Annotated in this window: 13 protein-coding genes; 7 read left to right on the forward strand and 6 right to left on the reverse strand. The window is 60.3% G+C overall.

Features of this window, described 5'->3' with window-relative positions; genetic code table 11:
- The first annotated feature begins 71 nt into the window (after positions 1-71).
- From C1X29_RS17380 to C1X29_RS17390, 3 genes are all read left to right on the forward strand, one after another.
- Positions 72-998: a sugar ABC transporter substrate-binding protein gene (locus C1X29_RS17380; RefSeq protein WP_007956051.1), complete on the forward strand. Its 927-nt coding sequence runs from the start codon at positions 72-74 to the stop codon at positions 996-998.
- A 70-nt stretch (positions 999-1,068) separates the two neighbouring features.
- The gene (locus C1X29_RS17385) at positions 1,069-2,634 is read left to right on the forward strand and encodes a sugar ABC transporter ATP-binding protein (protein ID WP_102717992.1); all 1,566 of its coding nucleotides are present in this window, start codon (positions 1,069-1,071) and stop codon (positions 2,632-2,634) included.
- A 57-nt stretch (positions 2,635-2,691) separates the two neighbouring features.
- A complete protein-coding gene (locus C1X29_RS17390) occupies positions 2,692-3,714 on the forward strand; it encodes an ABC transporter permease (protein ID WP_007956055.1) in 1,023 nt (340 codons plus the stop codon).
- Positions 3,715-3,813: 99 nt separating this feature from the next.
- Here the strand turns inward: C1X29_RS17390 and C1X29_RS17395 are convergent, their stop codons facing one another.
- Positions 3,814-4,071 (reverse strand): hypothetical protein, encoded by a 258-nt coding sequence (locus C1X29_RS17395; RefSeq protein WP_102717979.1) that lies wholly within the window; start codon positions 4,069-4,071, stop codon positions 3,814-3,816.
- A gap of 225 nt (positions 4,072-4,296) precedes the next feature.
- Here C1X29_RS17395 and C1X29_RS17400 point away from each other — a divergent pair, with 225 nt between their 5' ends.
- Positions 4,297-4,626 (forward strand): hypothetical protein, encoded by a 330-nt coding sequence (locus C1X29_RS17400; RefSeq protein WP_085747785.1) that lies wholly within the window; start codon positions 4,297-4,299, stop codon positions 4,624-4,626.
- 57 nt (positions 4,627-4,683) lie between these two features.
- Here C1X29_RS17400 and C1X29_RS17405 read toward each other — a convergent pair whose 3' ends face one another.
- The 4 genes from C1X29_RS17405 to C1X29_RS17420 form a co-directional block, all read right to left on the reverse strand.
- A complete protein-coding gene (locus C1X29_RS17405) occupies positions 4,684-5,097 on the reverse strand; it encodes a VOC family protein (protein ID WP_102717980.1) in 414 nt (137 codons plus the stop codon).
- Between the two features lie 160 nt (positions 5,098-5,257).
- The gene (locus C1X29_RS17410; RefSeq protein WP_102688404.1) at positions 5,258-6,202 is read right to left on the reverse strand and encodes an alpha/beta hydrolase; all 945 of its coding nucleotides are present in this window, start codon (positions 6,200-6,202) and stop codon (positions 5,258-5,260) included.
- Positions 6,203-6,313: 111 nt separating this feature from the next.
- On the reverse strand, positions 6,314-7,312 hold the full coding sequence (locus tag C1X29_RS17415) for an NAD(P)H-quinone oxidoreductase (RefSeq protein ID WP_102717981.1): 999 nt from the start codon (positions 7,310-7,312) through the stop codon (positions 6,314-6,316).
- Positions 7,313-7,375: 63 nt separating this feature from the next.
- The gene (locus C1X29_RS17420; protein ID WP_102717982.1) at positions 7,376-8,596 is read right to left on the reverse strand and encodes a YbfB/YjiJ family MFS transporter; all 1,221 of its coding nucleotides are present in this window, start codon (positions 8,594-8,596) and stop codon (positions 7,376-7,378) included.
- Between the two features lie 111 nt (positions 8,597-8,707).
- Between C1X29_RS17420 and C1X29_RS17425 the strand changes: the two genes are divergently transcribed.
- Positions 8,708-9,583, forward strand: coding sequence for a LysR family transcriptional regulator (locus tag C1X29_RS17425; RefSeq protein ID WP_102688406.1), 876 nt, complete (start codon positions 8,708-8,710; stop codon positions 9,581-9,583).
- A gap of 327 nt (positions 9,584-9,910) precedes the next feature.
- Entirely contained in the window at positions 9,911-10,672 is a 762-nt protein-coding gene (locus tag C1X29_RS17430; protein WP_146023261.1) for a hypothetical protein, read from the forward strand.
- A 51-nt stretch (positions 10,673-10,723) separates the two neighbouring features.
- Here the strand turns inward: C1X29_RS17430 and C1X29_RS17435 are convergent, their stop codons facing one another.
- Positions 10,724-11,446, reverse strand: a complete 723-nt coding sequence (locus C1X29_RS17435; RefSeq protein WP_085689135.1) for a pirin family protein — start codon at positions 11,444-11,446, stop codon at positions 10,724-10,726.
- A gap of 211 nt (positions 11,447-11,657) precedes the next feature.
- Here C1X29_RS17435 and C1X29_RS17440 point away from each other — a divergent pair, with 211 nt between their 5' ends.
- Entirely contained in the window at positions 11,658-12,608 is a 951-nt protein-coding gene (locus C1X29_RS17440) for a GlxA family transcriptional regulator (protein WP_102717984.1), read from the forward strand.
- Positions 12,609-12,650 lie beyond the last annotated feature (42 nt).

Below are 12,650 nucleotides of genomic sequence, written 5' to 3' on the forward strand. Positions count from 1 at the left end.
CTGCTTGTCCGCTTACTGAAATCGTCATGCCTCATCCATAAAACCAACAAGAATGTGGAGAAAGACTTTTCATGAAGACCAAGACCCGTTTTGCCTCACTGGCCTTGTCCCTGATGTTCGCCAGCGGCGCTGCGCTGGCCGATATGAAGATCGGCGTCAGCATGTCCCAGTTCGATGACACCTGGCTGACCTACCTGCGCGAATCCATGGACAAGAAAGCCAAGTCCTATCCCGACGGCGTCAAGCTGCAGTTCGAAGACGCCCGCAGCGATGTGGTCAAGCAACTGAGCCAGGTCGAGAGCTTCATCAGCCAGAAAGTCGACGCCATCGTGGTCAATCCGGTGGATACCGCCGCCACCAAAAAGATTACTGAAGCGGCAGTGAAGGCCGGCATTCCGCTGGTCTACGTCAACCGCCGCCCCGATGACCTGAACCTGCCCAAAGGCGTGGTAACCGTTGCTTCCAACGACCTGGAGGCCGGCGAGATGCAGATGCAGTACCTGGCCGACAAGATGGGCGGCAAGGGCGATATCGTGATTCTGCTGGGGGACCTGGCGAACAACTCCACCACCAACCGCACCAAGGGCGTTAAAGAGGTGCTGGCCAAATACCCGGACATCAAGGTCGAGCAGGAGCAGAGCGGCGTCTGGCTACGGGACAAGGGCATGACCCTGGTCAACGACTGGCTGACCCAGGGCCGCAAGTTCGACGCGGTGGTCTCCAACAACGACGAAATGGCCATCGGTGCCGCCATGGCCCTGCAACAGGCCGGCGTCGCCAAAGGCAGCGTGTTGATCGCGGGTGTCGACGGTACGCCCGACGGTTTGAATGCCGTGAAGAAGGGCTCCCTGGCCGCTTCCGTGTTCCAGGACGCCAAGGGTCAGGCCGACGGTTCCATCGATACCGCGGTGAGAATGGCGAAGAATGAGCCAGTCGAGCCGGCGGTCTGGGTGCCATTCCGCCTGATCACGCCGCAAAACGTTGACCAGTTCAAATAGTCCGTCCGTTCAATAACAACAATAAGCCCGCAAGGTGGCGATCGCGACCTTGCTGATGGAGTACCTGATCATGTTCGCTTCAGCGACTGCTTCGAGCACCCCTTTGACGGGGAGCCCGCCCACTGCAATACCTGTCGAAGAGCCGTACCTGCTGGAGATCCTCAACGTCAGTAAGGGTTTCCCCGGTGTGGTGGCGTTGTCCGATGTGCAACTGCGGGTACGCCCCGGTTCCGTGCTGGCGCTCATGGGCGAGAATGGCGCGGGCAAATCCACCCTGATGAAAATCATCGCCGGCATCTACCAGCCAGACGTCGGCGAGCTGCGCCTGCGGGGCAAACCGGTGGTGTTCGAAACGCCGCTGGCAGCGCTTCAGGCCGGGATCGCGATGATCCACCAGGAACTCAACCTGATGCCGCACATGAGCATCGCCGAAAACATCTGGATCGGTCGCGAGCAGCTCAACGGCTTTCACATGATCGACCATCGGGAAATGCACCGCTGCACGGCGAAACTGCTGGAGCGCCTGCGGATCAACCTCGACCCCGAAGAGCTGGTCGGCAATCTGAGTATCGCCGAAAGGCAGATGGTCGAGATCGCCAAAGCCGTGTCTTACGACTCCGACATCCTGATCATGGACGAACCGACATCGGCCATCACCGACAAGGAAGTCGCCCATCTGTTCTCGATCATTGCCGACCTGAAAAACCAGGGCAAAGGCATCATCTACATCACCCACAAAATGAACGAAGTGTTCGCGATTGCCGATGAAGTGGCGGTGTTCCGCGACGGCGCCTACATCGGCCTGCAGCGGGCCGATTCCATGGACAGCGACAGCCTGATCTCGATGATGGTCGGTCGCGAATTGAGCCAGTTGTTTCCGGTGCGCGAAAAGCCGATCGGCGATCTGTTGCTGTCGGTGCGCGACCTCAAGCTCGATGGCATTTTCAAGGGCGTCTCCTTCGACCTGCATGCCGGGGAAATCCTCGGCATCGCCGGTTTGATGGGCTCCGGCCGGACCAACGTGGCCGAAGCGATCTTCGGCATCACGCCCAGCGACGGTGGCGAGATCCGTCTCGATGGCGAAGTGGTGCGCATCAGCGATCCGCACATGGCGATCGAGAAGGGCTTCGCGCTGTTGACCGAGGATCGCAAACTCAGCGGTCTGTTCCCGTGCCTCTCGGTGCTGGAAAACATGGAAATGGCCGTCCTGCCACACTACGCCGGCCACGGGTTCATCCAGCAAAAAGCCTTGCGCGCCTTGTGCGAAGACATGTGCAAGAAGCTGCGGGTGAAAACCCCGTCGCTGGAGCAATGCATCGACACACTGTCGGGTGGCAATCAGCAGAAGGCCTTGCTGGCCCGCTGGCTGATGACCAACCCGCGCATCCTGATTCTCGACGAGCCGACCCGTGGCATCGATGTAGGCGCCAAGGCCGAGATTTACCGGCTCATCGCCTACCTCGCCAGCGAAGGCATGGCGGTGATCATGATTTCTTCGGAACTGCCGGAAGTGCTCGGCATGAGTGACCGGGTGATGGTCATGCACGAGGGCGACCTGATGGGCACCCTCGACCGCAGCGAGGCGACTCAGGAGCGGGTGATGCAACTGGCCTCGGGCCTGTCCTCGGTTCATTAATGGATACCGCTGGTGGCCGAGTCCGCCGTCGATGATGCGATAGAAAGGTGAGTGGTTATGAACGCGATACTGGAAAACAAACCGGCCACGGCACCGGTCAAGAGTCGCCGGCGCTTTCCGACGGAGCTGAGCATTTTCCTGGTGCTGATCGGCATCGGCCTGGTGTTCGAACTGTTCGGCTGGATCGTGCGCGACCAGAGCTTCCTGATGAACTCTCAGCGGCTGGTGTTGATGATCCTGCAAGTGTCGATCATCGGCCTGCTGGCGATTGGCGTGACCCAGGTGATCATCACCACCGGTATCGACCTGTCGTCGGGCTCGGTGCTCGCGTTGTCGGCGATGATCGCGGCCAGTCTGGCGCAGACCTCGGATTTCGCCCGGGCGGTGTTCCCGTCACTGACCGATTTGCCGGTCTGGATTCCGGTGATTGCCGGGCTCGGTGTCGGGCTGCTGGCGGGGGCGATCAACGGCAGCATCATCGCCATCACCGGGATTCCGCCGTTCATTGCCACACTGGGCATGATGGTTTCGGCCCGTGGCCTGGCGCGTTACTACACCGAAGGCCAGCCAGTGAGCATGCTCTCGGACTCCTACACGGCCATCGGCCACGGCGCGATGCCGGTGATCATTTTTCTGGTGGTGGCGGTGATCTTCCACATCGCGCTGCGCTACACCAAGTACGGCAAATACACCTACGCCATCGGCGGCAACATGCAGGCGGCGCGCACCTCAGGCATCAACGTCAAACGCCATCTGGTCATCGTCTACAGCATCGCCGGACTGCTGGCGGGGCTGGCCGGCGTAGTGGCTTCGGCCCGCGCCGCTACCGGGCAGGCCGGGATGGGCATGTCCTATGAGCTGGACGCGATTGCCGCGGCAGTTATCGGTGGTACCAGTCTGGCGGGTGGAGTGGGGCGCATCACCGGCACGGTAATCGGCGCTTTGATCCTTGGGGTGATGGCCAGCGGGTTCACGTTTGTCGGGGTCGATGCTTACATACAGGACATCATCAAGGGACTAATCATCGTGGTCGCGGTGGTGATCGACCAGTACCGCAACAAGCGCAAGCTCAAGCGCTGAAATTAATCGTCCTGGCCTGCCAAGGCGGGATCAGCGTCATATACAAAAGCCGATCGGAGAGATCGGCTTTTTTATGCCTGCGAAAACTGGCTAAGTGGTTCAGGGTTTCTTTTCTTCCATCCCATCCTTTGAGCCACTGGATGTTTGCGCATCCTTCTCTGTCTCGTGGAACTCTGCACCGGAGTTCGACCCCGAGGCTTCTTCACCCTTTTTGTCGGCCTTGTCTTCTTTGGATTCGGTGCCTCCCTGATTGACTCCGGGAATGCCGGTAGGGGGGACGCTGCTTCCCGCCATCGCCAGCGGTACGGTGGCGGATAAAAGACTTCCAAGCATGAGGGCTGCAATGGTTCTGTTCATCGTCGGGCTTCCGCGTCGGGTGGATGTATCTTGGAAAATCAGAGGCGAAGCAAAGTGCCGGGCGGCTGACGGGCGGGAGAGGTGGGAGACGGGTGGCGGTGGAGCAGCGCATCTTTATGGCCATCCTTCGGCAGAGATTGGCTGAAAAAAGGCGGCAAATTGCTGGCCCCCGAATGTTTCAAGTCCCGGCAAACTCGCCTTTTTTCAAAAGGTTAGGTGGGCTATATGCGGACGATTGTCATCACTGTAGCAACGCTTTCCCTCGCTCTGCTCGCGGTGGAGGCCCAGGCCAGGGAACTGAGCAAGAGCCATCGTTTTGCGTGTACCTGGGGTTCGGACATCGCCGCCGGTGCGCAACAGTCGAAGCTGTCAGGGATTTCCCTGTATGGCGCGCGCAAGCGCCTGCAGGCGCGCAAGTTCCAGCAACCGTGGATGCGCATGACCGCCATGGGCATCACTGAGCAGACCTACGACAGCGCGTCGCGGCTGAAGCCGGCGGCCGTCAAGCAGACGTACTACGAACAGTGCGTTCGGCATGAGCTTGCACAGCGTTGAACGCAAAAGCCCGACCTGAAGAGGTCGGGCTTTTTCATGTCCGGTGCAATGACAGCGTCACTTGTCACTTTCGCAATTGACCATCCACGACACGCCAAAACGATCCACCAGCATGCCGAAACGCGCGGCCCAGAAGGTGGCGTCCAGCGGCATGTCGACGCGACCGTCCCTGGCCAGGGCGTTAAACACCCGTTCGGCCTCGGCGATGCTGTCGACATTCAGCGAAATCGAGCAACCGCTCATGCCTTGGGTGGGGCGGTCGGGTGTGGTGTCCGAAGCCATGAGCATCTGATCCCCGACTTTCAGGCAGGTGTGGATGATCAGGTTGTGGTGCTCTTTGGGGACATGTTCGGCGGCTGGCGTTTCGCCGAAGGTCATCATCGCTTCGAGCTTGCCTTGCAGGCATTGCTCGTAAAACGTGAAGGCTTCGCGGCAGTCGCCGTTGAAGATCAGGTACGGGTTGATTTTCATGGGGGTGCTCCCGAATAGGCAGTGGAACGCAGCGCGGCCGGGTGTGCCGAAGCAGCGTCATGGATTGACTCCATCCAGAAAAGCGTTAGAACGCCGGATTGCCAACCGATGCTGCAAGAATTTCCTTTCGGGGTGACCGATGGTCTGCGGGGAAGGGGCGTCAGGAATCGCGCGGGTTCTTCTGTACCGCAGCGCCCGCCACTCGGGCGGCAGGTCGGGTTTGCATCAGCGCATCGATCGCCTTGCGATAGTTCTGTCCGCCCAGCGCCATGCTGTTGTTGTGCGTTGCGCCGGGCACCAGCAGCAGGCGTTTCGGTTGCCGGGCGGCGGCGAACAGTTGCTCGCTGAAGCGCGACGGCACGAAGGCGTCGGCCAGGCCGTGTACCACCAGCAACGGCATGTGGATCTCGGCGATCTTGTCGATGGAATCGAATTTCTGCGACAGCAACCAGCGGACTGGAAGGGAGGTGTTGGCCACGGCTGCCGCAACATCCGCCAATGAAGTGAAGGTGGATTCGATAACCAGTCCGCGAACCGGCAGTGGGGTGTGGTTTCTGGTGGCGTCGCGACCGAGTTCGGCAGCCAGATCGATGGCGACCGCGCCACCCAATGAATGCCCGTAGATCAGGCGTTTGTTCGGATCGGGTTGCAACAGCTGGAAGCGTTCCCAGGCTACCCGGGCATCTTCGTACACCGTGCTTTCCGACGGCAGATCGCCACGGCTCTGGCCGAAACCGCGATAGTCGATGGCCAATACCGAATAACCTGCCGCGCGCAATTGTTCGATACGAAACAGTTGCCCGGTGAGGTTCCAGCGCACGCCATGCAGATAAAGGATGGCCGGAGCATTGGCGCGCTCCGCCGGCCACCACCAGGCGTGAATGTTTTGCCCGGCCTTGAAGCTCTTCGGTTGCAGATCGAGTTCCTGCACGCTGCCGGGCAATCCGTGATACCAGCCGGCGGTGCCCGGTTCGATGCGGAACAACAGCTTGCGTTCGGTGTGTTCCAGCACGGCACAACTAGCCGGCACGCCGATGATCAGGGCGGCCATGCAGGCGAACGCCAGACGGCGGCGTCGAAGTCGGGTCATGAAGGCAAAGAACATTAAACGTTTCACCAGAGCGCGGGCAAAGAACGCTTTTACCAGATGCCTTGACCCGCGCGTGACATTTTCGACCACCGCACGCCTGCAACGATTACAAAATGCTGCAACGACTCAGTCGATCTTCAGCACGATCTTGCCGATGTGGTCGCCCGCTTCCATGTGGGCATGGGCCTTGGCTGCGTCGGTGAGCGGATAGACTTTGTCGATCATCGGCAGGCAGCGCCCGGCGGCGAGCACCGGCCAGACGTGTTCGCGCAGTTGATCGGCGATGGCGGCTTTTTCCGCCAAGGTACGGGCGCGAAGCAGGGAGCCGGTAACCACCGCACGTTTGCCGAGGATCGCCAGCAGATCGATGTCATTGGCCCGCGCGCCACCGAGGAAACCGAGCATCACCAACCGCCCATCCATCCCCAAGGCGCTGATGTTTCCGTTGAGGTACGAGCCGCCCATGATGTCGAGGATCACGTTCACGCCCTGGCCGGCGGTTTTTTCAGCGATGACAGCGGCGAAATCCTGTTCCCGGTAGTTGATCGCTTCGCCGCCCAGATTGTGGATCGCTGCGCATTTATCGGCGCTTCCGGCGGTGGCAAAGGCCTCGATGCCAAACTCGCGGCACAGCATCAACGCGGTGGTGCCGATGCCGCTGGTGCCGCCGTGGATCAAGGCGCGCTGGCCACGGCTGGCGCCGCCGAGGCCGAACAGATTGGCCCACACCGTGAAAAAGGTTTCCGGAATTGCAGCTGCCTGAATCCAGTCCAGCCCATCGGGAATCGGCAGGGCCTGGCCGGCCGGGACCGTGCAGTATTCGGCGTAACCTCCGCCATTGGTCAGCGCGCAGACCCGGTCACCGACCGCGAATGTGCTGACGCCGTTGCCAATCGCCACGACTTCGTCGGCTACTTCAAGGCCAGGAATCGGGTTCATGCCGGGCTTCATCGGGTATTTGCCGGCACGTTGCAGGGCGTCGGGGCGATTGATGCCGGCGGCACGCACGCGGATCAGTATTTCGCCTTCTGCGGCGACCGGCAGCGGGACGCGCCGGGATTGCAGAACCTCGGGCCCGCCCGGTTCGGTGATTTCGATTCGGGTCATTTCATTGGGCAACGTCATTTTCGATTCCTCTTGAAAAAGTGATCAGTAGATGGGAACGCAGTCAGGGCGCAATGATTCCCGTCATTCGGCGCAGCAGCGTTGTTCGACGGAGGAGGGCAGCAGTTTCATGGCGTGCTCAAGTATCAGCGCGATCACGATGGCACCGCAGGCAATCACGAAGAGCAGCGCATGTTGTCCGCCCGTGGCGTTGAACAGCGCCGAATAGGCGAAGCCCGCCAGCGCCTGAAACGTGGCGAACGACACCGTGGCCCGGCTCCACGCCACCTGTTGGCGATGATGATCCGGCACCAGCTCATGCACCCGGGCCAATGCCAGCGGCACAATACCCGGCGGAAATGAACCAAGGACCACCGCCAGCAGCGCCAACGCCAGGAACGAATGCGAAACCGCCAGCAAACCCAGGGTGATCGCCTGCACCACCAGCACCAGACGAATGCCGGTGCGCGCGCCAAGATGATCGGCGAGGAAGCCATAACTCACCGGGCCGACGATGGCGCCCAGACCGTACATGACCCAGATCAGAGCGCCGACGTGCGACCCGGCGCCCAGCCCCCGGGCGACGTAATCCACCAGAAAGACCATGGCCGGTACCAGCCCGGCGGCCATGAATGCGTACTGGGCAAACAACAGATAAACAGCAGGCGGTGTCGGAGCGACCGGTTCCACTTCAGCGGTGGTGGTGATTGCATGGGGCAGCTCCGAAGGCCAGCCGAACCAGCTCAATGCCGTCAGTGCCAGTGACAAAACGCCCAATCCCAGCCACGTCGCTTGCAGGCCAAGGCTCAACAGCAGCGGAACAATCGTGCCCGATCCGGCGATGCCCAGACCGATGCCGAGGAAAATCGCGCCGCTGGCCAGGCCCTTGCGCGCGGCCGGTACATGGGGCAGCACGGTCGCGGCCACCAGCACCATGATCGCGCCGCCCGCGATCCCGGACAGCAGGCGCCAGCCGAAATACCAGCTCACCGACACGGGATACGCACAGGCAAAGAACGCCACGGTCACCGCCAGCATCATCAGTCGCAAGGCATTTCTCTGGGTGAGCCGGCGTGCCAGCGGTCGGCCAAGGAGGGCGCCGATCAGGTAACCGACCAGGTTGGCCGCACCCAGATAGACCACATCATGAGCGGAAAACCATTGCGCCTGAATCAGCGAAGGGATCAGCGGCGTGTAGGCGAAACGCGCCAGACCGATGCTGACCAGGCTGGCGCAAAGTCCGGCGAAGATCGCCAGCCAGACACTTGTGTCCGGACGTTCGGGCGAAGCAGTTGAAGTGTGCATGACGGCAATCCTTTGAAAGGTTTATGGCGCCCAGCATATCGGCTATCGTTGCTGCGTTAATGCAGCGAGTTTGCGTGATAGTGATGCGTTTATGCATCAATGGAGAACGATATGAACTGGGATGATGCACGGGTGTTTCTTGCGGTCTGTCGCGAGTCGACATTGCGCGGTGCCGCGCGCGTGCTGGGCGTGGATCAGGCGACAGTAGGGCGACGCATCACGGCGCTGGAAAAGTCGCTGGGCGCGACCTTGTTTCTGCGCACCTCCGAGGGCTATGCACTGACGGCCGTCGGCGAAGCGGCGCTCAAGTCGGTAGAAAAAATGGAGCATTCGGCGCTGGAGCTGGAACGGCGTATCCAAGGCCTGGACGATCGCCTGACCGGCAGTGTGCGGGTCAGCACCACCGATTCGCTGGCCATCGATTTCCTGATCCCGGCCATTGCGCAGTTGCACGAACGGCATCCGGACGTGCGCGTGCAACTGGACGCCTCCACGCAGATCCTCAGCCTGGCCAAGCGTGAAGCGGACATCGCCGTGCGCAACACCCGCCCGGACAATCCGGACCTGATCGCCCGGCGCATCGCGCGTTGGCCGGTGGGGCTGTTTGCCTCGCAGGCCTACGTCGACAGCCATGGCGTGCCGACGCCGGGCAGTACGTTCGAGGGCCATGATCTGGTGGTGTACCAGCCGTATCTGCAAGGCAACAAGGACCTGACCCTGGTGACTGAACCCGTGACTCGCGGGCGGATCGTCGCCGGTCTGAGCTCCAGCCTGCTGGTACGCCGCTCGATTGCCGCCGGGCTGGGTGTAGGAGAAATCCCGGTCTACATGGGCGAGCGCGACGGTCTGGTCAGGCTGTGGCCGGAGCGTACGCGGCCGTTGCCTTATGAAGTGTGGCTGGTGACCCACGCGGATCTGCGCCATACCGCGCGGGTCAGGGCGGTGATCGAGCAGATTGTCGAAGCGTTTGCGCTGGAGAATGAGTAGTCCTTGATGCCGTGTAGGACGGCTACATCAGCTGACGATCTTGCCTACAACAGCGCCAGAATCCGCTGGCTTGTGAGTTTTTTGGCCGGGCCCTATCGTTTCTCACACCCGGAGTGAGCAGGTGCAACGCTCCGCGGTGATCAATCCAGGGAAGTATTGATAAACGTCAGAGGTGCGGAATTGATTGCAAGGGAATTCAGCCAATTTCAAGCAAGCGACATGGCCGGGCAAACGGATAGTAGTGAGTGTATGAACTACATAACGCGAGACGAATTCAGCGCCAGGATCGAAGTCATCGAGACTAGAATCGATGCACGGATCGAGTCCATGTCCGCCAAGATCGATGGCTTTCTGACCCAACAGGCTGAGCGGGATCAGGCACGGTTGGAGCTCGAAAAAAGTCAGGAGCAGGGCCGGCTGGAGCAAAAACGCTCTATGGAGGAGGCACGGTTCGAGTGGGAGCGATCTCAGGAGGCGGCTCGGGTGGAGCGTGAGCGGTCCCAAGACGCGGCGCGCCTGGAGCAGAAACGAGAGCAGGAGGCAGCACGGCGGGAGTGGGAGAAGTCTCAGGAAAAGTCGCGCCTTGAGCGGGAAGAGGCCCAGGAGAAAGTGCGCCTTGAGCGGGAGCAGGCTCAGGAAAGAATCCAGCTGGCGCACGAGAAGAATCTCGAAAACCTGCGGCAGGAGCGTTTGAAGGCTCGGGTGGGGCATGAAAAGGTCTTGGAGACGGCCCGACAGGAGCGGGAGACCGCCCGGGTCGAGCGAGAGAAAGTCTACGAAAAGGTCAGACTGGAACAAGAAAAGGCTCATCTGGAGCGCGACCAGCGTTACGCGATCGTCTCGGCTCGCATTGACAGGTCTCTGGAGCGAATTGACGAAGCCGTCAGGCAGGTCTCGACGATCAAGGCGAATTACTGGGCGGCAACGGCCGTACATTTTCTCGGAATGGTTGCCATACTCGCGGGTTCTTACTACGCCAATCAGGCAAACGTGCTCGTCACGATGCAGACCACCCTGGCCATGATTCAATCGGTGAAAGAGGCTGGAAACCCTGCGCCGACAGTGCTGATGAGCTTGCCAGCAGAATGAAAAACGGCCTTCAACGAAGGCCGTTTTTTTCGAGCGATGAAAACCACGGGCTTATGGCATTTCCGGCAATTCCTGCGGGCGCAGATCAAACACCAGGACTTCGGCATCCTGGCCATTGCTCAGGGTCAGTGCCTGTTCTTCACGAACCCGCACGCCGTCGCCTTCCTTCAACTGCACGCCGTTCAGTTCAACACTACCGCGAGCGACGTGCACATAGGCATAGCGGTTGGCAGGCAGCTTGAGGGTGGCGCTTTCCTCGCCATCGAACAGCCCGGCATACACCCGTGCATCCTGGCGCACTTTCAGCGAGCCGTGGCTGCCTTCGGGCGAAATGATCAGTTGCAGGCGACCGCGTTTTTTCTGTTCGCTGAAGTGCTCTTGCTGGTAACGCGGTTTCGCGCCGCTGACGTCCGGTACGATCCAGATCTGCAGGAAGTGCACAGGCTTGGTCGCCGAATGGTTGAACTCACTGTGGGCCACGCCGCTGCCGGCGCTCATCAGTTGCACATCGCCGGGGCGGATTACCGAACCGGTGCCGAGGGTGTCCTTGTGTTCCAGGGCGCCTTCGAGCACATAGGAGAAAATCTCCATGTCACGGTGCGGGTGCTGGCCGAAGCCTTTGCCGGCGGCGACGCGGTCATCGTTGATCACCAGCAGGTCGGAGAAACCCTGTTCACGCGGGTCACGGTAGCTGGCGAAGGAAAAGGTGTGGAACGACTTCAACCAGCCATGATTGGCCAGACCACGGTCGGAAGCTTTACGAAGGGTCAGCATGATGAAATCTCCTTTCAGGACGTTGATTCGTCCGAGTAAGGAGAAGGTTACTGGTTACCCTGCGATGCAATAAGTAGATGGAAACTGAAATACTGTCCTGTTCTGGTTGACAGTTGTGTGCACTGGATCACGCATTCTTTTCCAACGTTTTCACCGTATCTGGCCATAATGCGCGAACTTATGACTTTGCATGGATTTTGGTGATACCCCCATGAAGACCGTGGCCATGGTGCTGTTTCCGGATTTTCTGCTGCTCGACATGGCTGGGCCGCTGGAAGTGTTTTCGGTTGCCAACCGCTACCTGAAACCGCAATCCCACTATCACCTGACCACCCTGGGCACCGAGCGCGGGCCATTGCGTGCGTCCAATGGTGTGCTCGTGCACACCGATCGGCATATCGACGAAGCCGATGAGCGCTACGACTTGCTGCTGGTGCCGGGTGGCCCTGGCGCCTACAACGAAAAACACCCGCCGTTGCTCGACTGGCTGCAGGGCGCGGTGACGCGCGCCGGGCAATATGGCTCAATCTGTACAGGCGCCTTCGTGCTGGGTCACGCCGGTTTGCTCGACGGCTATCGTGTGACCACTCACTGGAATTACACCGAACGCCTGATCAAGGGCTTTCCGAAGGCAAAAGTCGCCACCGACCAGATTTTTGTCGAGGATCGCAACCTGATCACCTCTGGAGGCGTCACGGCCGGCATCGATATGGCGTTGGCGGTGGTCGCCCGCGATCATGGCAAAAAGATTGCCCAGGACGTGGCCAAGGTGCTTCTGGTCGTCATGAAACGTCAGGGCGGGCAAGCGCAGTTCAGCCCGTTGATGGCGGCAGTGGCGCCCCAGGAAACCCCGATTACTCGCGTGCAAAACCATGTGTTGGAACACCTGGAGGAAGCTTTTACCGTCGAGCGCATGGCCGGTCTTGCAAACATGAGTGCACGGCATTTCGCTAGGGTGTTTGCTCGCGAGGTCAATATGACACCCATGGAATTCCTGCAAAGTGCGCGCATCGATTGCGCGCGAAATCTGCTGGAGACCAGCGATCTGCCATTGAAAACCGTGGCCTACAAAAGCGGTTTCGGCAGCGTGCGGCACATGCGTTTTCTGTTCGGCGAAAAGCTCGGGCTGACCCCGACGCAATATCGCGAACAGTTCAGCTAGAGCGGTTCTGTCCGTTACGGGCATCCGGATGTCCGTGCTGGA

Source organism: Pseudomonas sp. GW456-12-10-14-LB2 (assembly GCF_002884345.1).
Lineage (GTDB): Bacteria > Pseudomonadota > Gammaproteobacteria > Pseudomonadales > Pseudomonadaceae > Aquipseudomonas > Aquipseudomonas paraglycinae.

What these genes read in the sequence shown, in the direction of transcription:
- C1X29_RS17395 (WP_102717979.1), bottom strand. Translation starts at nt 4,071, where the DNA reads ATGAACAGAACCATTGCAGCCCTCATGCTTGGAAGTCTTTTATCCGCC.
- C1X29_RS17435 (WP_085689135.1), bottom strand. Translation starts at nt 11,446, where the DNA reads ATGCTGACCCTTCGTAAAGCTTCCGACCGTGGTCTGGCCAATCATGGC.
- C1X29_RS17390 (WP_007956055.1), top strand. Translation starts at nt 2,692, where the DNA reads ATGAACGCGATACTGGAAAACAAACCGGCCACGGCACCGGTCAAGAGT.
- C1X29_RS17410 (WP_102688404.1), bottom strand. Translation starts at nt 6,202, where the DNA reads ATGTTCTTTGCCTTCATGACCCGACTTCGACGCCGCCGTCTGGCGTTC.
- C1X29_RS17400 (WP_085747785.1), top strand. Translation starts at nt 4,297, where the DNA reads ATGCGGACGATTGTCATCACTGTAGCAACGCTTTCCCTCGCTCTGCTC.
- C1X29_RS17440 (WP_102717984.1), top strand. Translation starts at nt 11,658, where the DNA reads ATGAAGACCGTGGCCATGGTGCTGTTTCCGGATTTTCTGCTGCTCGAC.
- C1X29_RS17415 (WP_102717981.1), bottom strand. Translation starts at nt 7,312, where the DNA reads ATGACGTTGCCCAATGAAATGACCCGAATCGAAATCACCGAACCGGGC.
- C1X29_RS17380 (WP_007956051.1), top strand. Translation starts at nt 72, where the DNA reads ATGAAGACCAAGACCCGTTTTGCCTCACTGGCCTTGTCCCTGATGTTC.
- C1X29_RS17385 (WP_102717992.1), top strand. Translation starts at nt 1,069, where the DNA reads ATGTTCGCTTCAGCGACTGCTTCGAGCACCCCTTTGACGGGGAGCCCG.
- C1X29_RS17425 (WP_102688406.1), top strand. Translation starts at nt 8,708, where the DNA reads ATGAACTGGGATGATGCACGGGTGTTTCTTGCGGTCTGTCGCGAGTCG.
- C1X29_RS17405 (WP_102717980.1), bottom strand. Translation starts at nt 5,097, where the DNA reads ATGAAAATCAACCCGTACCTGATCTTCAACGGCGACTGCCGCGAAGCC.
- C1X29_RS17430 (WP_146023261.1), top strand. Translation starts at nt 9,911, where the DNA reads ATGTCCGCCAAGATCGATGGCTTTCTGACCCAACAGGCTGAGCGGGAT.
- C1X29_RS17420 (WP_102717982.1), bottom strand. Translation starts at nt 8,596, where the DNA reads ATGCACACTTCAACTGCTTCGCCCGAACGTCCGGACACAAGTGTCTGG.